This window comes from Flagellimonas pacifica (genome assembly GCF_900215465.1).
Classification (GTDB): domain Bacteria; phylum Bacteroidota; class Bacteroidia; order Flavobacteriales; family Flavobacteriaceae; genus Flagellimonas; species Flagellimonas pacifica.
Genome location: NZ_OBEH01000002.1, coordinates 1 through 20,316, shown reverse-complemented (window position 1 = coordinate 20,316; position 20,316 = coordinate 1). Strand labels below are relative to the sequence as shown.

Here is a 20,316-nt window from a genome sequence, read left to right as displayed (position 1 = left end):
TAAAGCAAAAAAAAGCCCCTTTAAAGGGGCTTTTTTTATTTATCAAACTCTAGGAGTGTTTTCTTTATTATGGAAACGCAGTCCAGTAATTGCTCTTTGTTCATTACCAAAGGAGGAGCAAAACGAATGATATTTCCATGGGTGGGCTTCGCCAAAAGTCCATTCTCTTTAAGTGCCATACAAATCTCCCATGCTGTGGAGCTATCCTCAGAATCGTTGATCACAATGGCGTTTAAAAGACCTCTTCCCCTTACCAAACGTACTAAATCGGTTTCTTTGATTAGCTTTTCCATTTCCTCGCGGAAAAGTTCACCCAACTCAGATGCATTTTTAGCTAATTGCTCTTCTTCTACCACTTCCAAAGCCGCCATGGCAACTACACATGCCAATGGATTCCCTCCAAAGGTAGAACCATGATTGCCAGGCCTAATAACTTCCATCACCTCATCATTGGCCAAAACAGCGGATACAGGCAATACGCCTCCCGAAATAGCTTTGCCCAAAATTAACACATCAGGTTTTACACCTTCATGGTCAACAGCTAAAAGCTTTCCCGTTCTTGCTATACCTGTCTGTACCTCATCAGCAATGAAGAGTACATTTTTGGATTTACACAAATCATAAGCTTCTTTCAAATAATTCTCCGCTGGCACATACACCCCAGCCTCTCCCTGTATAGGCTCGACCAAAAATGCAGCTACATTTTCATCTTTTAATGCTTCCTGTAATGCATTGATGTCATTGTAACGGATTGAAGTAATTCCAGGTGTAAAGGGTCCAAAGTTTTCCGTGGCAACGGGATCGTTTGATGCTGAAATAATGGAAATTGTTCGGCCATGAAAATTGTTTTGGCAAACAATTATTTTAGCTTGATTTGTTGGCACTCCCTTTTTTTCATATGCCCATTTCCTTGCCAATTTCAATGCGGTTTCTACAGCTTCTGCACCGGTGTTCATTGGCAACAACTTATCAAAACCAAAGAATTTTGTCGCAAATTCTTCATACCTGCCCAAAACGTCATTGTAAAATGCGCGTGATGTGAGCGTAAGCTTTTCAGCTTGGTCTTTTAGGGCCCCTATTATCTTTGGATGACAATGCCCCTGGTTTACTGCGGAGTAGGCAGACAAAAAATCATAGTATTTATTGCCTTCCACATCCCATACGTAAACACCTTCTCCCCTACTCAAAACAACGGGTAGTGGATGATAATTCTGTGCTCCGTACTTGTTTTCTAAATCTATCGCTTGCTGCGATGTTAAATGCTCTAAAACAGCCATTTTAGTTATAGTTAAATTAAAAAAACAACTATTCCTACAATACCTTTATTCTTTCGAAGACTCGAAAAAGCAGCGTGGGAGAGAAATCATCCCTGAAGAGCCGCTAAAATATTAAATATTTGCGAATTTTCTCAAATATGGGCCGTTCATCCTATTTTTTTTGAGCTTGGGCAGATATCAATAGTTCCAACCTTTTTATTTCCCTCATCAATGCATTCCTATGCATTTGCATCCACATATAAATTTTTAACATACTTATGGTTGAAAAGCATACTAAAACACCTCCAACCCAAAGAATCAAATCGTTAGTGTTTTCTACATCAAAGGTTTGTATTATGCAATAAATAAGCAATCCAAAGACCAAAGCATTCATAACATTCATGATCAATGCCAGCCAAGAGTTTTTCCCTTTAAATAATCCGCCAAGCATTTGAAAAAGATTTTGTTCATCCAATCCATCATAAAACTTAGCCTCTTCTTCAGTTAGAGCGTCTTTAATTAATCTGTCTATGTCTTCCATATTAGTTTTCATGACTTCTACTTTTTATTATTGTTTTTAATTTTTCCCTAGCGTGATATAATCTAGATTTAGCCGTTCCAATCGAAATCTCCAAAATCCCACTAATTTCCTTTAGCGAATAGTCCTGAACATAAAACAAACGGACAACCATTTGTTGGTGTTCGGGTAATGTGTTCACCGTCTTCAACAAGTTTTGTTTTAAATTATCCATATATGTTGATTCAACTTCTTCAATACTTTCTTGTTCCAATTGATTGTCAATGGCGCCAGTCTTATTCTTTATTTTAATAGCATCAATAGATTTGGTATAAACAATTCGCATTGCCCATGCACCAAAACTTTCAGGATCTTTTAGCGTTTCAAGCTTATCAATAATAGTCTGCCAGCAATCTTGGGCAATATCCTTCGCCATATCCGCATCTTTAACAATCCAATATGCTTTATCGCAAAAAATTTTGTGCCAACGCTTCACCAAGGTTATCAATGCCTGTTTGTTTCCAGATTGAAAATCCGCAACAAGTTTGCCATCAACTATACGTTCTTTTTCCTGCATTTAATTAGTTCGTATATAACCCAAAGACGCTGAATTATCAAAAAGGTTCAAAAAAATGTAGATTTTATCCTTTTCATTTCACAAGTTAGTTGTTCTGTATAAAAACCTATGCTTACTTTTGCGCCATGCGTAGAAAAAACAAGCGAAGAACGTTTGAAAATGTTGAGGTAATTGATGCTGGGGCCAAGGGAAAATCAGTTGGTAAAGCCCCTGATGGCAGAGTTATCTTTCTTTCCAATGCCGTTCCCGGCGATGTGGTGGATGTGATGACAACCAAAAAGAGAAAGGCTTATTTTGAGGGTATTGCCACTAACTTTCACACACTTTCCAACAAAAGGACCTCTCCAGAATGTGAGCATTTTGGGGTATGTGGTGGATGTAAATGGCAACATATGGGCTATGAGCACCAGCTCTATTTTAAACAGAAAGAAGTTGAAAACAATTTAAAGCGAATTGGGAATATTGAGCTACCGGAACTAACACCAATTCTTGGCTCCAAAAAGCAATATTTTTATAGAAACAAAATGGAATTCTCATTTTCTAGCTCCCGGTGGCTAACACAAGAAGAGATAGATTCCGAAAATTCCATAGAAGATAAAAATGCATTAGGATTCCATATCCCTGGAATGTGGGATAAGATTTTGGACATTAACAAATGTCACCTCCAGGAAAACCCATCGAATACCATTAGGTTAGAGGTACGGAATTTTGCTGTTAAAAATGGACTTTCATTTTTCAATCCAAGGGAACAAAAAGGATTATTACGTACCATGATGTTGCGTACAGCCTCCACTGGAGAAATTATGTTATTGATTCAATTCTGTGATGATAATCAAGAGCAACGGGAAATGCTATTGAACCACCTTATCATAAAATTCCCTGAAGTAACATCCCTGCTATATGTCATTAACCAAAAACAAAATGACACCATTTATGACCAGGAAGTAATTTGCTTTGCAGGACGTGATCATATTTTTGAACAAATGGAAGGGCTAAAATTTAAGATAAATGCAAAGTCATTCTACCAGACCAATTCTGACCAAGCCTATGAACTTTACAAAGTAACTCGTGATTTTGCAGGATTAACCGGAAATGAATTGGTCTATGACCTATACACGGGAACCGGGACCATTGCTCAATTTGTCTCTAAAAATGCAAAGAAGGTAGTAGGTGTAGAATCTGTACCAGAGGCAATTGAAGACGCAAAAACCAATGCTTTAAATAATGGCATAACCAACGTGGATTTTTATGTGGGGGATATGAAAAATGTTTTTAATGAGTCCTTTATTGCTGAAAATGGACAACCAGATGTAGTGATTACTGACCCTCCTCGTGATGGAATGCACAAATTGGTAGTAGAGCAACTTTTATCAGCAGCACCTAAAAAGATAGTCTATGTGAGTTGTAACAGCGCAACCCAAGCAAGAGATTTAGCTCTATTAGATGAAAAGTACGAAGTCATAAAGGTACAGCCCGTGGATATGTTCCCACAGACCCATCACGTTGAAAATGTTGTACTTTTGGAGAAACGGGTATAATTTTTGATGAAATCTGTTTTTAATTTTAGCATGAAAAAAATACTTCCCATCTTACTGATAGCTTTCTTGTTTTTTTATGTAGCTTCCTGCGAAAAGGATGACATTTGCGTGGATGGAGACACTCCTCTGCTGGTCATTGGTTTTTTTGATGCAGACAATCCTACAGAACCTAAAGAAGTCCCTTCACTTCGAGTAAAAGAGGTTGTTCTGGATCAAAACATCAATACCATAACAGACCGAGCCAGCAATTTGGATTCTATTGGTATTCCCTTACGTATTGATACGACCAGTACACAATTTTCTTTTATCACAAACTCTGCGGACGATGATACCACCGGTGAAGAAACAGGCAACGTAGATATACTTACCGTCTCATATAGTATGCAAGAAAAATTTGTGTCGAGAGCTTGCGGTATTGTGGCCAATTATGAAGAAATAAATGTGGCCCTTCCAGATAATCCTGAAAACTGGATAAAAGACATTGACGTTGTTCAACAAAAAGTAGAAAACTCCAATAATATCCATGTCAAAATATTTCATTAGCATTTTTTGTATCGCAACCTCTTTTTGGGGAATTTGTCAGGATAAACCAATTGACCTGCAACCTAAGGACACTGTGGAATATAAACAGGAGTACGGTTTGCGTGTTGGAGCTGATTTAAGTCGCCTAATTCTATCTTTTACTGATGAAGATTATACTGGTTTGGAATTGGTCGGTGATTACCGGTTGACCCAAAAGCTGTATCTGGCCGCCGAATTGGGCAATGAGAAAAAAACCCAGACAGAAAACCTTGGGAGTACTTTGCTCTATAACTATACCACATCCGGAAGCTATCTAAAGGTTGGGGTTGAAATCAACACTTATGAAAATTGGTTTGGAATGAACAATGCCATTACCATTGGAGGACGCTACGCAGCGGCAAGTTTTAGCCAAACCTTGAACAATTACAACATTTTTGATAGTAATAGATTTTATAATCCTGATGGCTTTTTGGTCGGAGCCCAAAATGGTGAAGAATTTAGTGGCCTGAATGCTTCTTGGCTAGAGTTTGTTGCTGGTGTGAAAGTTGAGCTTTTTGCCAATATTTATGTCGGCATGAGTGCAAGACTTGGCTTTTTGGTGACCAATAAAGAAGAAGAGCGCTTTCCCAACCTTTGGATTCCTGGGTTCAATAAGGTAACCGATGGCAGTAATTTTGGTGTGAGCTATAATTATTCTATTTCTTATTTAATTCCATTTTACAAAAAATCCAAAAAGAAAAAAGAAGTGGAGCCGGAAACTGAAGCCGAGCAGAATTAAGTAATAATTACCTTTAAAATTCTGTTTTTGGATTTTCACAATACTCATAAGCTCATGAAAACAAAAAATACGTTGATCAACTATGTTGAGTTTAAAGCTTTGGACCTTGAATTAACAAAAATATTCTATAACCAATGCTTTGGCTGGGTATTCACCGATTATGGACCAACCTATACCGCCTTTACGGACAGTGGGTTAGAAGGTGGTTTTGAAAAAACAGATGAAGATATCATAAATGGAGTCCTCATTGTATTATATCACGAAAACCTGCTGTTCATAAAAGATAAAATTGTGGAAGCAGGGGGAACTATAGTAAAAAATATTTTTTCTTTTCCTGGAGGAAGTAGGTTCCATTTTTCTGACCCATCAGGAAATGAGTTAGCCGTTTGGTCGGACAAATAGCTTTATCTATAAAGTAATTTGGTATTTAATCTTTATACTTTGCCTTTTTACTGCCTGAATACATTTCATATTTAACCAATCTAGATTCGAGCTTTCCGTTATAGGTTTTTATCTTTCTTGAAGGTCTAAGTCCAACATGTTTCAATGCATCCAAGTTTGAGGTAATCAACCAGGCGTCAGTTGCAGGATATTGCTGTTTTAAGGTATCACCAATTTTCGCGTAAAAATCTTCAACATCTATCTGCAGACGCTCTCCATATGGCGGATTGAATACCATATGTAACTTTGATTCAACTGGCTTTTCTGTTCTAAAAAAATCCTTACGTTCAATGCTTATGTATTCAGAAAGATTGGCATTGTCCACATTTTCTTGAGCTTTGCGCACTGCAGATGGGGCCTTATCGTATCCAAGAATCTTATGGTGAAACTCTCGAGTCTTGTTTAAACTGGCATCAATAATTTTTTCATGAAGCTCGGAATCATAATCGTTCCAGTTCATAAAAGCATAGTTTTCGCGATTAATATTTGATGGAATATTACAAGCTATCATACCGGCTTCAATCAAAAAAGTACCACTACCACACATGGGGTCCAAAAAATCAGTTTGTCCATCCCATCCGCTTGAAAGAAGCAAGCCTGCTGCCAATACTTCATTTATTGGTGCAATATTAGTCGCTATGCGGTATCCCCGTTGGTGCAAAGAACTACCAGAGCTATCTAAAGATACAGTACAAGTATTTTTATACAAATGGACATTGATTCTGACATCAGGATCATGAGTATTCACACTAGGACGTTGGCGTTCAATGGCTCTAAATTTATCTACCAAGGCATCTTTTACCTTTTGTGAAACAAACATGGAATTGTTAAATATGTCTGAGCTCATGGTAGTATCAATAGCAAAAGTTTTACTGGAATCAAAATAATCCGTCCAATTCAAACTATACACACTTTGATAAAGTTGCTTTTCATTAAACACCTGAAAAGTAGCAATGGGCTTAAAGATTTTTAATGCAGTCCGTAAGCATAGATTGGCTTTGTACATAAATCCAGAGTCCCCTTCAAAAGTAACATTGCGCACTCCTTCTCTTACATGGCCTGCTCCCAAATTGCGAAGTTCTTTGGCCAAAATTGGCTCAAAGCCATAAAAGGTCTTGGCCAACATTTTAAAGTTTCCCATTGTCAAAAATTAACTTTCACAAAGTAAGGGACAACATCTTAATTTGATGCAATTTTTTATGAAGAATATCCCTCTTTCTCTCTGTAATAGAATTAAGTAAAGTTCAAACTATATCTTATATGAATAGTTATATCAACAAAAAAGTTTCCTTTTCTTACAAAAAACAAGATTTATATCAATAAATGATTAAATAATTATTAAAAATGTAAATTTACCCATATTGGAGTAACGAACCTCCTTTTGATTTTATGGGTAATGACCTCAACATAAAAAAATCAACACTCTTCCAACTTGTCAAGAAGGGAGATAAGGAAGCCTATCGACTTCTGTATGATTTGTATTATCCAAAACTGCTTCAGATTGCTATTGGTTACATTCCAAAAAATGAAGATGCAGAGGAACTTGTCCAAGATGTATTTCTTAAAGTTTGGAAAAAAAGATATACTATCAATATCAATTCCAACATGGATGGTTATCTCTATAGAATGATGCGCAATGCTTGTTTGGATTTTTTGAGGTCAAAGAAACACACTTTGAATGCAGGTGGCAATATAGCTCAGTTAGAAGCTGCACTAAATTTACAGGCATTGTCAAATGATGCTGCATCTGCAATATTGGTAAAAGAACTTGAACAACAGATCATGGAAGCCATTGAATTGCTTCCCGACAAGTGTAAAGCTGTATTTTTAAAAAGCAAGATAGAGGGATTAAAAAACAGAGAGATCTCTGAAGAATTACAAATCTCCCACAAAACAGTTGAAGGCCATATAACAAAGGCAATCAAACACTTACAACTACATCTAAAAGAATTCCTATATTTTTTCCAATTTATTTTTCTTTTCATACAAGGGTAGTCCAATAGTTTTTACGTCTATATAATATAGACTATATCATACTTGGGCATGAGCAAAGAAACCATTGAAGAACTTTTAGGGGATGACATTGATCCTAAGAAAAAAAAGCAGCTGGTCAATTGGCTGTTCAAACATCCTGAACACCTTGAAACCTATGCTCTGCTAAAAGCTAAAAAAGTAGCAAAATCCATGGGGGCTAAAACCATGGACAAGAAAGAGCTTGACGAAGGGTTCAACAAAATTCTTAGACGTATTAAGCGTAAATCCATACTTAGAAAGTCTGGAGTTGCCGCCGCTATAGCAATATTGATGACCCTATCTGTCAATCTTTACTTTGAAAACCAATCTTTCTTTCCCAATACATCTGATTTAGTGCATGTAAGTACAACCATTGGTGAAAAGAAGAATATTATTCTACCAGATGGTACGCAGGTAACTTTAAATGCCAATAGCCAATTAGAATACCCTGAAATTTTTAACGATAGTCTTAGAGAAATAAGTCTAAACGGCGAAGCTTATTTTAAGGTTATAAGAAATGAACATAAACCTCTTTTGGTAAATACCAATAGTCCTATTAAAATAAGAGTATTGGGAACTGTCTTCAATATTAAATCATACCCAGAGGAAAAACATGTAAGGACCACTCTGGTTTCAGGAAAAGTAGAGGTCATTAAGCAAAATGACAATGGTGAGGTTTTGGTACTCCAGCCTTCTGAACAAGCTACTTACCACAAAGAAAGTGAACAGATCAACGTAGAAACCGTACAATCGGAAAATGTAATTTCCTGGAAACAAGACAGGTTGATTTTTGATGACACCCCACTTTCACAGGTAATCCTTGATTTGGAGCGAAAATTTAAAGTCAAGTTCAAGGTTGATTCCCCAGAACTCTTAGATTATAAATACACAGGTACTTTTAGTACAATAGCCCTAGAGGATGTTTTAAAATTATTGAGCATTTCCTCTCCAATCAACTATAGATTAGCAGACAACATTATCACATTAACCAAAAAAGAAAATGAAATAAAATGAAATGAAAAAAAGGGGAGTGTTCGCACCACTCCCCATACAGTTAACTATTTAGCAAAATCCAATTGTAAATAATTAAAACCAATCAAAATTATGAAAAAAAAACAGCTCAATGTTTTTTCATTGGAAATTCCTATCGTTAGGATTATGAAAATTTACCTTTTATTGTTATGCTGTACGTTAGCCAAGCTGTTTGCTTCCAATGCTAATGCACAAACAATTACTCTAACCAAAGAGAATGTCAAGATCAAAAAGATTTTGAATGAAATAGAAAAAAGTAGTGAGTACAACTTCTTTTACAACACCAATATTGTTGATGTAACACAAAAAACCTCATTGAACATACAAAATGCGGTTATAAGTGAAGCGCTAAGTATGTTGTTCACTAGCACCGATATCGATTACAGTATTATTAAGAAGTATATCGTTCTATATCCAAAAAACAATCCGAAAATAAAGGAGGAAATAGAAGCATTCTTAAGAAATAATACTATTGAGGCTACGAATAAGCAAGAAAAGGTCAATCTCATGTTGACCAATACTATTATCAATGCCGCCCAAAACACAATCACCGGTAAGGTAACGGACTCCGATGGAGGGCCACTTCCAGGGGTAAGTATTGTGTTAAAAGGATCTTCTACTGGAACAACTACAGATTTTGATGGCAACTATAGTATTAGTGTTCCATCTGCCAACAGTGTTTTGCGGTTTACCTATATAGGATTTGCCACTCAAGAAATAACTGTGGGCAATCAATCTGTAGTGAACGTAACTATGGCAGATGACGCTTCTGAGTTGGATGAAGTTGTGGTAGTGGGTTATGGAACACAGAAAAAAACCAATGTTACCAGTGCTGTTGTCTCAGTTGATAGTGAAGAACTGAACCAAAGTTCCGTTGCGAATATTAGCAACGCCTTGGTTGGTAGATTACCAGGACTTATTGCTACACAACGTAGCGGACAACCAGGGTCTAATGGTTCAAATTTGTTAATTCGTGGTAGAAGTACACTAGGGAACTCTTCTCCGCTTATCATTGTTGATGGGGTTCAACGTAATTTTTCACAGTTAGATCCAAACATTGTAGAAACTGTTACCATTTTAAAGGATGCATCTGCCGCCGCAGTATATGGTGTTAGAGGTGCAAACGGGGTGATTTTGATTACTACTAAGCGTGGAAAAACAGGAAAACCCACCATTTCTTATACCTCTGAAATTACCACATCAAGACCAACTCAACTACCAAAATATTTGGGAAGTCATGATTATGCCCTTTTATTCAATGAAGCGAAAAGAAATGAAGGCAAGGCCGAATTGTATACTGCTGAAGATCTTGAAAAATATAGAACAGGGTCCGACCCAATAACTCACCCAAATACGGATTGGTATGGGGAAGGCCTAAAGACCTCTGCACTTCAACAACAACATAACATTACTATTTCTGGCGGTTCAGAAAGAGTTAAGTATTTTGTATCTGGAGGCTTTTTATCTGAAGGCGGATTGATGCCTAACGTGAATTATGATCGTTATAATGTAAGAGCAAACATGGATTTTCAGATTACTGATGCTCTTAAAGTTTCCTTGGATGTTGGAGGTCGTCAAGAAGAAAGACTTTCACCCACATCCAGCGTAGGCTCTTTTTTTAGTGGACTTTCGCGCTTGGCCCCTAACACAATAGCATATTATCCTAATGGTCTTCCCGGTTCAGGAGCATTTGGAAGCAATCCTATCGAACAAGCAAGAACAGGAGGAGTACGGCAATCTACAAGTATTATTTTGTTGGGTAATTTAAGCTTTGAATACAAGATTCCTCATGTAGATGGACTTACATTAAAAGGATATACAGCTATAGACCGCATTTACAATACTACCAAAACACTGGAAAAACAATATACGGTTTATGATTTTGATTCAAATACAGGGGATTTCAATCCTGCTTCACGGGGCCAATCAAGTATTAGCGAATCGTATTTTCAAAGCGCACCAGATAGTGGTTCAGGAGTTCCTGATCCGATCATAACCTATAATGCCACCTTAAACTATGACAAAACATTTGGGATACACCAAGTAACTGGTTTGTTAGGAGCTGAAAAAGCCATAAATAGACGAAGATGGTTTGGTGCTCGTCGTCTTAACCTTACATCTGATGAACTTCCTCAATTGGATTTAGCAGATTCTGGGTCAGCTCAAAACAATGGAAACGCCAGAAGTAATGCACGATTAGGCTACTTAACAAGATTTACTTACGCCTACGATTCAAAATATTTACTGGAAGGTAGTTTTAGATATGATGCTTCAGAAAACTTTGCTTCTGACAAAAGATGGGGATTCTTTCCTTCGTTTTCAGCAGGTTGGAGAATTTCTCAGGAAAAGTTTATGGAAAAAGTCAATTTCATAAACGAGCTAAAGCTTAGAGCATCTTGGGGTAAATTAGGAAATGATAGAATTGACCAATTCCAGTACTTAGATGCTTTTGACTTTTCAGGATCTTATATTCTTGGAGGCAATCCAGTACAAACCATAAGACCTGGCGTAATACCAAACTTAGATGTTACTTGGGAAACAGCTATAATAAAAAACATAGGTTTTAACTTGGAAATGTTTGAAAGTAAACTAGCAATTGAGTTTGATTACTTTAACAAAACCACAGAGGATATATTAATTCCTCCAGTAAGAGTAGTACCTGGTTTCGTTGGCGCCGCTCTACCAGATGAAAACCTGGGTATTGTGGATAACAAAGGTTTTGAAATAGCCATAGATTACAAGAATACCATAGGAGAAGATTTCTTCTATTGGGTAAAAGCAAATTATACAGATGCTAAAAATACGCGAGTGGAAATAGGTGAGCCTGCAGATGTAGCCGATAATCTACGCCTTACAGGAACCCAAATAGGCACTAGATTAGGTTTAATTGCAGATGGTCTTTTTCAATCACAAGCAGAGATTGATGCACACGCGGATCAATCTGGATTTGGAACATTAGCTCCTGGTGACATTAGATATAAGGATGTCAATGAAGATGGTGTCATCAATAATGATGATCGTGCAAATATTGGCGTTGTTAGTGACCCTAACGCCATCTTTGGATTCTCTTTTGGCGCGAGCTATAAAGGATTTGATATGAGCGCTCAATTTCAAGGTGCACACGATTTTAACGTTTACCTATCAGAAGAAGCTGCATTCCCTTTCTTTAATGGAGGAAAAGTGCTAGAACAACATTTGGATCGTTGGACACCAGATAATCCCAGTGCTAGATTTCCAAGAACCCTTACCGAAGATACCAACAATAGGGTTGTTTCATCTTTTTGGTTGCAAAATGCCAATTACTTGAGGCTGAAAAATGTTGAGATCGGATACAACTTCCCTAGTGATTTGATATCCGCCCTCAAATTGGATCAGTTAAGGTTGTATGTTTCAGGATTGAACCTGCACACATGGACGGACATTGTAAACTTTGACCCTGAAGCTCCTAGTGGAAGAGGTGCTTTTTATCCACAGACTAAGTCGTACACTTTAGGTTTGAGCGTAAGCTTCTAATTGTTCAACAAAAAAATGAGAAAAATGAAAAACTTAAACATACTATTATATGCAATAGTCTTGATTTCCTTTGCAGGTTGTCAAGATGATTTTCTGGACCTTACTCCTCAAGACAAGCTTAATTCCGAGGCAGTTTGGAATGACCCAAAACTTGTTGAACTGGTTATTAATGAAATGTACCAATCTTTACCTGACGGTTTTAACAGAGGCTGGTATATGCTGGGTGCAGCCACTGATGATGGAGAAAACAGTTATGGCTGGCCAAGTGGTCAAGCTTTTAACCGTGGAGACTATGGGCCAAGTAACTACCCAATGAACGGCACATGGTTCAATGCTTTTACTATGATCAGGCAGGCCAACCTGTTTTTTGCCAATGTAACGGAAGAGTCAGAAATAGATGCAGATATAAGAAATAGAATGACCGGAGAAGTACACTTTTTACGTGGATTCTACTATTTCGATTTAATGAGGCATTATGGAGGAGTTCCTATTTTAGAAGAAGCTCTTTCATTGGATGATGATTTTAATATTCCAAGAAACTCAAAAGAAGAAGTGATTGCCTTTGTTATAAAAGAATTGGACGCTGCTGCCGGTTTGTTGCCAGAAAGTCATGATGGAAGCTTATTGGGCAAAGCAACTAGGGGTGCAGCACTCGCACTTAAGGGCAGAACATTGTTATATGCAGAAAAATGGGCAGAATCTGCTGCGGCAAGCAAGCAAGTAATAGATGCTGGAACTTACACTCTTTTTTCAGATTACCATAGTTTGTTCCATGCCGCCAATGATAATAATGAAGAGGTTATTTTTGACAAACAGTTTCAAGATCCAGATATTGGGCATTGGGCAAACTTGTTTAACCATCCTATTTCTTTCCCCGCCGGTGGATGGGGAGGAACTTCTCCTACTCAAGAACTTGTAGATGCCTATGAGATGACAGATGGTATGTCTATTGAAGATTCACCACTTTATGATTCCAATGATCCTTATACTGATCGAGATCCGCGTTTTTATGCCTCTATCTTTTATGATGGTTCTCCATGGAGGGAACAAGCAGTTGAAACCAGAATTGGAGGTTTAAGTGGAATAGAAAAAAATGGAGATGCCACAAAAACCGGATACTATTTGAAAAAGTTTTTGGATGAATCTTTTGAAAACTACGGTTGGGGACAACAAGAGGGTAGCAATAACTGGATTCATATTCGTTATGCCGAGGTATTGTTAAATTATGCAGAAGCACAAAATGAAGCTTCTGGACCAGATGCAAGCGTTTATAGTGCTGTTAACGAAGTAAGAGCAAGACCTGGTGTCAATATGCCGGCATTACCAGCAGGATTGTCCAAAGATCAAATGCGAGCTAGGATAAGAAATGAACGCCGTATTGAGCTGGCATTTGAAGAACACCGTTTCTTTGATGTACGAAGATGGGGCATTGGCGAAGATGTCTTTAACAAACCCATACATGGTATTAGAATAGGACCTAACGGTGAGCTGACAGGAGCTGATGCTCAGGGAAAACCTTATGGCGTTTTTGAAGTGGAGAACAGAGTGTTTGCACCAAAAAATAATCTGGCACCAATACCTCAAAGCGAAATTGACAAGCTCTCAGATGTCTTGACACAAAATCCAGGGTATTAAAAAATAGAGTTCGAGTTAGTTATTTAGTTTTTTTTCAAAAAGCCCATTTATTTTTTATCAAATGGGCTTTTTTTAACTCGATTAAATAAACATGAAAAGAAAAGTGACGTCAATACAAACTAACAGTTATTAAAAATTTAGTATAATTCCATATCATTTTTCCTTTTCCAATAGATAGAAAAACATATTCTCATGTCAAAAAAAATAACGGTATTCTTCATTTGTGCAGTATCAATAATGTTGTTAAACTGTAAAAAATCCGAAGAGAAAAAAAATGAACAAATCATTGCAGACATACCGTTGTTTGAAACCATACCTTCTACCGTTTCTCAAATAACCTTCAAGAATGATTTAAGGGAAACAGAATTTATGAACGGAATTTTTTATGAATACTTCTACAATGGCAGTGGTGTGGCCGTTGGAGATTTTAACAATGATGGATGGGAAGATATCTATTTTGTATCTACCCTTGGTAAAAACAAATTATACCTCAATGAAAAGAATATGAGGTTCAAGGATGTTACCTCCATTTCCCTTGCCGATAGTGGAAAAGGTTTTGATTCTGGTGTGACGGTGGTCGACATAAATCAAGATGGACTATTGGATATCTATATCTGCAGAACTGGAAGGTTTGAACAGGAAGAACCTCGTAAAAACGCACTGATGCTCAATATGGGAGTATCCAATGGTGTTCCTGTGTTCAAAGAAATGGCTTCAGAATTTGGGTTGGATGATCCCTCATTTTCAACTCAAGCTGGTTTTTTTGATTACGACAAGGATGGCGATTTAGATATGTTTCTTATCAACCATGGTATAGACACCTATCCGGAAAGTCAGATTGAAACATTTGCCAAAACACCCTCTAAATATAGAGGCGAACGTTTGTTCAGAAACGATGAGGGGAAGTTTAAAGATGTAACACAAGAAGCAAATATTGTCAACAACATGTTGGGTTATGGATTGGGTCTTGCTTTTGGTGATCTAAACAATGACGAATGGCCAGATATATATGTAAGTCATGATTTCTCAGGACAAGACCATATGTATATTAACCAAAAAGATGGGACATTTCAAGAAGTCGCAAAAAAAAGTACTGGGCATATCTCCAATTTCTCTATGGGCAACGATATTGCTGATTATAACAACGATGGATTATTGGACGTAATCACTGTAGATATGATGGCAGAAGATAACTTTGGAATCAAAACCAGCATGAGCGGTATGAATCCCGCTAGGTTTTACCATCATGTAGAAGTTGGCCTGCATCATCAATATATGTACAATACACTACAACTGAACAATGGTATTGACCAAAATGATAACCTCCCAAAATTTTCTGAGGTGGCACAACTTGGTGGCATTGCCAGCACTGATTGGAGTTGGTCACCACTATTTATGGACATGGACAATGATGGCCATAAAGATCTTTTTATTTCTAACGGAATTAAACGTGATTTTAGGAACAACGATTTCAATATTTACCGAAAAAAAAGAGAAGAAGCCCTTAAAGCAGGAAACATTGATGTACGTCAGAACTTTGTTCATGATTTACTGAATAAAATGCCTCAAAGAAAGAAGAAAAACTACTTTTATCTCAACAACAAAGATTTAACTTTCAAGAAAATAGAAATTGATCAACCCCCAACGAGTTCAACAGGGGCTGCTTATGCCGACTTTGACAACGATGGAGACATAGATCTTGTCGTAAACAATGTTGATGATAATGCCTTTATCTATAAGAACAATACCTCAGAACTCACAGCAAACAATTATTTAAAAGTTAAACTAATTGGCCCAACAAATAACAAAAAGGGGATTGGGGCTAGAATAACGATCCATCAGAACAATAATATTCAAGTTAAAGAAAACTATATTACAAGAGGTTTTCAGTCCGGGGTTTCCTCAATCCTTCACTTTGGATTGGGAGAGGCATCGGTAATTGATATGGTTGAGGTTACTTGGTCCAATGGGCAAAACCAAATCATGGATAAAATAGCATCCAATCAAACATTAATTGTGGATTACAAAAATGCTGTTCAAAAGACCTTGAAATCAAAAAATGATTCAAAACCGTTGTTCAGGGATATTACTCAACTAATGCAATTAGACGCAAAGCATGAGGAAAACGCTTTTAGTGATTTTCAAAGAGAAGAGTTACTTCCTCACCGAATGTCCACACTTGGACCCGCTTTGGCAATAGCTGATATAAATGGTGACAACTTAGACGACTTTTTTCATGGAGGAGCTATTGGTCAAACAGGAAAAATCTATCTACAACAACCAGATGGGACCTTTAAAACTGCTTCATCCAATACTTTCCTAAAGGACAAGGAACACGAGGACATGTCTGCCACTTTTCAAGATTTTGATAACGATGGCGATATGGACCTATATGTTTCAAGTGGTGGAAATGAATATGAATCCGGCTCTATATACCTGCAAGACCGTTTTTATGTTAACGATGGAACAGGAACATTTTCAAAAAGCACAAGTGCGCTGCCTCAAATGCATTCAAGCGCCTCATGTGTTGTAAGTGGAGATTTTGATGATGATGGAGATTTGGACCTATTCATTGGAGGTAGGCAAAAACCGGGAAAGTATCCTTATCCAGGTGATAGTTATATATTAAGAAATGATAGCTCTAAAGACATCCCTAAATTCACTGATGTAACCAACGAATTGAATATTGATATCAAGAACATTGGAATGGTGACGGATGCTACTTGGAGTGATATAAATAAAGATGGTAAAACAGATTTGATAATAGTAGGCGAATGGATGGCACCAACATCATTTTTAAATACAGGCCAAGGGTTTATCAAACAATCAACATTCTCCAATGAAACAGGTTGGTGGAATACGATAATTGAAACAGATTTTGATCAGGATAACGATATGGATTTCATACTTGGAAATCTTGGGTTAAATTACAAATACAAGGCAAGTGAGCTAGAACCATTTGAAATATATGCAAATGATTTTGATAACAACAATACCCTTGATATTGTATTGGGCTATTACAATTATGGGAAACTCTTCCCCCTAAGAGGCAGGGAATGTAGCTCTAATCAAATGCCTTCAATAAAAAAGAAATTCCAAACATACAATGAATTTGGTTCAGCTACATTAGTAGATGTCTATGGTCAGGATAAGCTAAAAGAAGCATTACATTATGAAGCAACCAACTTTTCATCCTCTATTATTGAAAACAAAGGAAGTGATGGTTTCGGAATAATTCCTTTACCCAACTATCTACAACTATCCTCCATTAACGATATAGTAATAGATGATTTTGATAATGACGGCATACAAGATGCCGTAGTTGTTGGAAATTTATATGGCTCAGAAATTGAAACCCCAAGAAACGATGCAAGTTATGGTATGTTCCTAAAAGGAAAAGTCAATGGAGAATATGACGTCATACCACCACATAAAAGCGGTCTTTTTGTGAACGGGGACTCTAAGGTGGCAAAAGTTTTGCGAACAAATTCTGGCAAAGCCTTATTAATAGGAAAAAATGATGGTTACCTACAATTAATAAAAATAAACTAGTACCATAATTTTCCTCATAATATATTTACAATTGGCCTACTATGGAATCTTGAATTAAAACATTTCCCATGGAATAATTGTTTTATTTTTGCCGTCAACCATTTGGATTTCCATTTTTAATGACCTTCATAATTCTTGTTTTAGCCGTTTGGGCCAGTTTTGCATTTGTATGGATTGTAAAGCCTAAAGACAAAAAGAACATAAAGCTTTTACTAGCTTTCAGTGGAGCTTTTTTGCTTGCCTTAACCTTTTTTGAACTACTCCCGGAGGTATATGAGAATCAGGAACCAAAAACTATCGCTATTTTCATCCTTGCAGGAATTTTATTACAAATCTTTTTGGAATTCTTTTCCAAAGGAGCAGAGCATGGGCATGTACATCTGGATATGAAAAAAAATAAGTTTCCGCTATTACTGTTTGTAAGCTTATCCATACATGCCCTAATAGAAGGTGTACCTATTCATGGTGACTCTTCTATTTTATATGGAATCTTAATTCATAAAGTACCAGTAGCGGTAATACTGAGTATCTTTTTAATTAATTCTGAGTTGAAAAAAAGCTCAGTAATACTATTCATTGCAGCCTTTTCATTGATGACTCCCATAGGAAACTATTTGGCGCAATCTACATGGATGGAAGCATATGCATCAATCTTTACTGCTTTGGCCATTGGTGTATTTTTACATGTTTCCACAATTATACTTTTTGAAAGTTCGCAGGGGCATTCTTTTAATCTAAGAAAGTTACTGGTCATTATTTTGGGCATTGGTATTGCTTATTTTGCATAGCTTTTGAAATAATTTAGTCTATAATTTCTGAGAAAATCAGTACCCAGTGACTGATGGCGCCACCTAATACGAAAATGTGCCATATGAGATGATTATACGGAATCCTCTTTATGGCATAAAACAAGATTCCAATCGTATAAAACGCTCCGCCCAGCGCTAGATAAGACAATCCTTTTAATGTGATATTTTGTACAAGAAATGGATAATCAATGACAACCAGCCATCCCATCAACCCGTATAGCACCAATGAAAAAACTTCAAACTTTCCAGTAAAAAACAGTTTTAAAAATGTTCCCAAAAAAGCAATTCCCCAGACACAATAAAACAATAACCATCCTTTTGAACCCAACAAAATAGTCAAGCAAACCGGTGTGTAAGTGCCAGCTATCAAATAATATATACCAATGTGATCTAGGATTCTAAGTTTCTTTTTAAGCTTTGGATTTTGCACTGCATGGTAAATAGTTGATGCTGAAAACAGAAACACAAGAGAACTACTATAAATTAAAATACTTCCGTACAAAAACGGCACTCCAGTCATATCTTGCTGGAATATGAGGACAAAACCAATAATGGAAATCGCAACTCCCAAAGCATGGGAATATGCATTCAATCTTTCCTCAATTAAAGTAGATTTGGGATTAGAAGTCAAGAAATGTTATTTGTAACGTTTACCATGCTTTATAACCATGTCCACATCTTGTAACAAACTAATATAGCGTAAAACATCTCCATCTACCGCGATAATATCCGCATATTTCCCCGGAGTGATAGTTCCTACATCGTTAGCAACTCCCATCCATAACGCTGGCCAATAAGTGGCAGAACGTATGGCATACATAGGATCAATTCCAAACTCGTTAACCCAAACATCAAGTTCGTTCCAAGTGGATTGACTATGGAATTTCATGGGAATACCACTATCAGTGCCCACTAACAAAACAACTCCTGCATTCAAAAGTTGATGAATTTTTGTTTTTAAAGTGGGCTTTCTTGAAGGTGTCAACTGAAAATAAGGCAATCTGTCGGGGTGCTTAATACTATTTTTAATATCAGTAATAATACTGTCCGGTAATCCTAAATGCCATGAATCATTATCCAATTTCTCATGATTATCCCTTACGTATTCGTAATTGTAAAGCCCCTCAACGGTTGGACACCAAAACAAAGGTCCTTTATTCATTTGGGCTGTTCGTTCCTTAATCATTTCCATAACATCATCCGGGTATTTGGGTGCAGAAGATAATCCTGTATGTTCAAAACAATCCACACCAACCTGCAACCCTCTTCTAATTTCTTCAGGGCGGTGTCCATGGGCAACAACTTTCAAATTATATTTATGGGCTTCATCTACCACAGCTTTCAGCTCTCCCATGGTCATTTGATCATGATCAATCAACTTTATGACATCAACACCGGCATCCGCAAGCCTTTTAATTTTTCTTTTTCCATCCTCCGGACCGTTTACCCCCCATCTAAAATCTTCGGTTCCTGGATATGGTCTATGTTGAATAAAAGGTCCTGATACATAAAGTGTAGCTCCAGGTATTTCTCCATTATTGATTCTATCCCTTACCGAGATACTTTCTTTTAATGGGGCACCTAAATCCCTTGTACTGGTTACTCCTGCCATTAACAGTTGATGGGCAGAAGAAGGCATAATTACATCTTCAAATAGTGGTGGATAGGTTTTGTCCCAATATGTGTAATCTGCATGACCATTGATCATAGTGTGAACATGCATATCCCAAAGCCCAGGAAGGACACTCATTCCTTCAGTTGATATAAGTTCTGCATTGTCCGGGACAGGAAGTGTTTCTATGGTTCCAATAGCCTTAATACGCTCTCCTTCAATCAATATAACGCTATTTTTTATAGGGTCTGAACCAAAACCATCTATCAATGTTCCTCCGACCAAAGCCTTAAGTTGGCTTTCTTGCGAAAACATAAAAATGGTAATAAAAAATATACAGAAGGTTGATTGAAGTCTGAACATGATTTTGTTTATCTCTAAAGATAATATAAAACAAAAAAAGGCCCTTTACATTAGTAAAGGGCCTTCAAGGAAGGCGGCGACCTACTCTCCCACTTGGTATAGCAGTACCATCGGCGCAAACGGGCTTAACTTCCCTGTTCGGAATGGAAAGGGGTGGG

The 20,316-nt window shown here is 37.1% G+C and carries 16 protein-coding genes and 1 rRNA gene; 10 read left to right on the top strand and 7 right to left on the bottom strand.

The genetic code is table 11. The annotated features are described in order from the left end of the window. Positions 1–35 precede the first annotated feature (35 nt). The 3 genes from rocD to CRO15_RS05810 all read right to left on the bottom strand — a co-directional run bounded on the left by rocD (position 36) and on the right by CRO15_RS05810 (position 2,350). Positions 36–1,277, bottom strand: a complete 1,242-nt coding sequence (rocD, locus tag CRO15_RS05820; RefSeq protein WP_097044881.1) for an ornithine--oxo-acid transaminase — start codon at positions 1,275–1,277, stop codon at positions 36–38. A gap of 151 nt (positions 1,278–1,428) precedes the next feature. After that, positions 1,429–1,809, bottom strand: coding sequence for a DUF6768 family protein (locus CRO15_RS05815; protein ID WP_097044880.1), 381 nt, complete (start codon positions 1,807–1,809; stop codon positions 1,429–1,431). After that, a complete protein-coding gene (locus tag CRO15_RS05810; protein ID WP_097044879.1) occupies positions 1,799–2,350 on the bottom strand; it encodes an RNA polymerase sigma factor in 552 nt (183 codons plus the stop codon). The genes CRO15_RS05815 and CRO15_RS05810 overlap by 11 nt, the downstream gene beginning before the upstream one ends. A 125-nt stretch (positions 2,351–2,475) precedes the next feature. Here CRO15_RS05810 and rlmD point away from each other — a divergent pair, with 125 nt between their 5' ends. Genes rlmD through CRO15_RS05790 form a run of 4 tightly spaced genes read left to right on the top strand, consistent with a single transcriptional unit; the run spans position 2,476 to position 5,590 of the window. Next, positions 2,476–3,888, top strand: coding sequence for a 23S rRNA (uracil(1939)-C(5))-methyltransferase RlmD (gene rlmD, locus CRO15_RS05805; protein WP_097044878.1), 1,413 nt, complete (start codon positions 2,476–2,478; stop codon positions 3,886–3,888). Positions 3,889–3,918: 30 nt separating this feature from the next. Next, positions 3,919–4,431, top strand: coding sequence for a DUF6452 family protein (locus CRO15_RS05800; RefSeq protein WP_097045592.1), 513 nt, complete (start codon positions 3,919–3,921; stop codon positions 4,429–4,431). Further along, on the top strand, positions 4,412–5,188 hold the full coding sequence (locus tag CRO15_RS05795) for a DUF6048 family protein (RefSeq protein WP_097044877.1): 777 nt from the start codon (positions 4,412–4,414) through the stop codon (positions 5,186–5,188). The genes CRO15_RS05800 and CRO15_RS05795 overlap by 20 nt, the downstream gene beginning before the upstream one ends. A 54-nt stretch (positions 5,189–5,242) precedes the next feature. After that, positions 5,243–5,590, top strand: a complete 348-nt coding sequence (locus tag CRO15_RS05790) for a VOC family protein (protein WP_097044876.1) — start codon at positions 5,243–5,245, stop codon at positions 5,588–5,590. 25 nt (positions 5,591–5,615) lie between these two features. Here CRO15_RS05790 and CRO15_RS05785 read toward each other — a convergent pair whose 3' ends face one another. Further along, complete coding sequence (locus tag CRO15_RS05785; protein WP_097044875.1) at positions 5,616–6,770, bottom strand: THUMP domain-containing class I SAM-dependent RNA methyltransferase; 1,155 nt, start codon at positions 6,768–6,770, stop codon at positions 5,616–5,618. Positions 6,771–7,018: 248 nt separating this feature from the next. Here CRO15_RS05785 and CRO15_RS05780 point away from each other — a divergent pair, with 248 nt between their 5' ends. The 6 genes from CRO15_RS05780 to CRO15_RS05755 all read left to right on the top strand — a co-directional run bounded on the left by CRO15_RS05780 (position 7,019) and on the right by CRO15_RS05755 (position 18,162). Further along, positions 7,019–7,624 (top strand): RNA polymerase sigma-70 factor, encoded by a 606-nt coding sequence (locus CRO15_RS05780; RefSeq protein WP_097044874.1) that lies wholly within the window; start codon positions 7,019–7,021, stop codon positions 7,622–7,624. 48 nt (positions 7,625–7,672) lie between these two features. After that, positions 7,673–8,656: a FecR family protein gene (locus CRO15_RS05775; RefSeq protein WP_097044873.1), complete on the top strand. Its 984-nt coding sequence runs from the start codon at positions 7,673–7,675 to the stop codon at positions 8,654–8,656. Positions 8,657–8,746: 90 nt separating this feature from the next. Further along, entirely contained in the window at positions 8,747–12,187 is a 3,441-nt protein-coding gene (locus CRO15_RS05770; RefSeq protein ID WP_097044872.1) for a TonB-dependent receptor, read from the top strand. 24 nt (positions 12,188–12,211) lie between these two features. Then, positions 12,212–13,822, top strand: coding sequence for a RagB/SusD family nutrient uptake outer membrane protein (locus CRO15_RS05765; RefSeq protein ID WP_165769921.1), 1,611 nt, complete (start codon positions 12,212–12,214; stop codon positions 13,820–13,822). A 192-nt stretch (positions 13,823–14,014) separates the two neighbouring features. Beyond that, complete coding sequence (locus tag CRO15_RS05760) at positions 14,015–17,374, top strand: VCBS repeat-containing protein (protein ID WP_097044870.1); 3,360 nt, start codon at positions 14,015–14,017, stop codon at positions 17,372–17,374. Between the two features lie 119 nt (positions 17,375–17,493). Then, positions 17,494–18,162, top strand: a complete 669-nt coding sequence (locus CRO15_RS05755; protein ID WP_097044869.1) for a ZIP family metal transporter — start codon at positions 17,494–17,496, stop codon at positions 18,160–18,162. 13 nt (positions 18,163–18,175) lie between these two features. On the opposite strand, the gene trhA is transcribed toward CRO15_RS05755, so the two are convergent. The 3 genes from trhA to rrf all read right to left on the bottom strand — a co-directional run. Then, on the bottom strand, positions 18,176–18,814 hold the full coding sequence (trhA, locus tag CRO15_RS05750; RefSeq protein ID WP_097044868.1) for a PAQR family membrane homeostasis protein TrhA: 639 nt from the start codon (positions 18,812–18,814) through the stop codon (positions 18,176–18,178). A 6-nt stretch (positions 18,815–18,820) separates the two neighbouring features. Beyond that, on the bottom strand, positions 18,821–20,110 hold the full coding sequence (locus CRO15_RS05745) for an amidohydrolase family protein (RefSeq protein WP_243396916.1): 1,290 nt from the start codon (positions 20,108–20,110) through the stop codon (positions 18,821–18,823). Between the two features lie 116 nt (positions 20,111–20,226). After that, positions 20,227–20,316, bottom strand: a 5S ribosomal RNA gene (gene rrf, locus CRO15_RS05740); the annotation flags it as partial.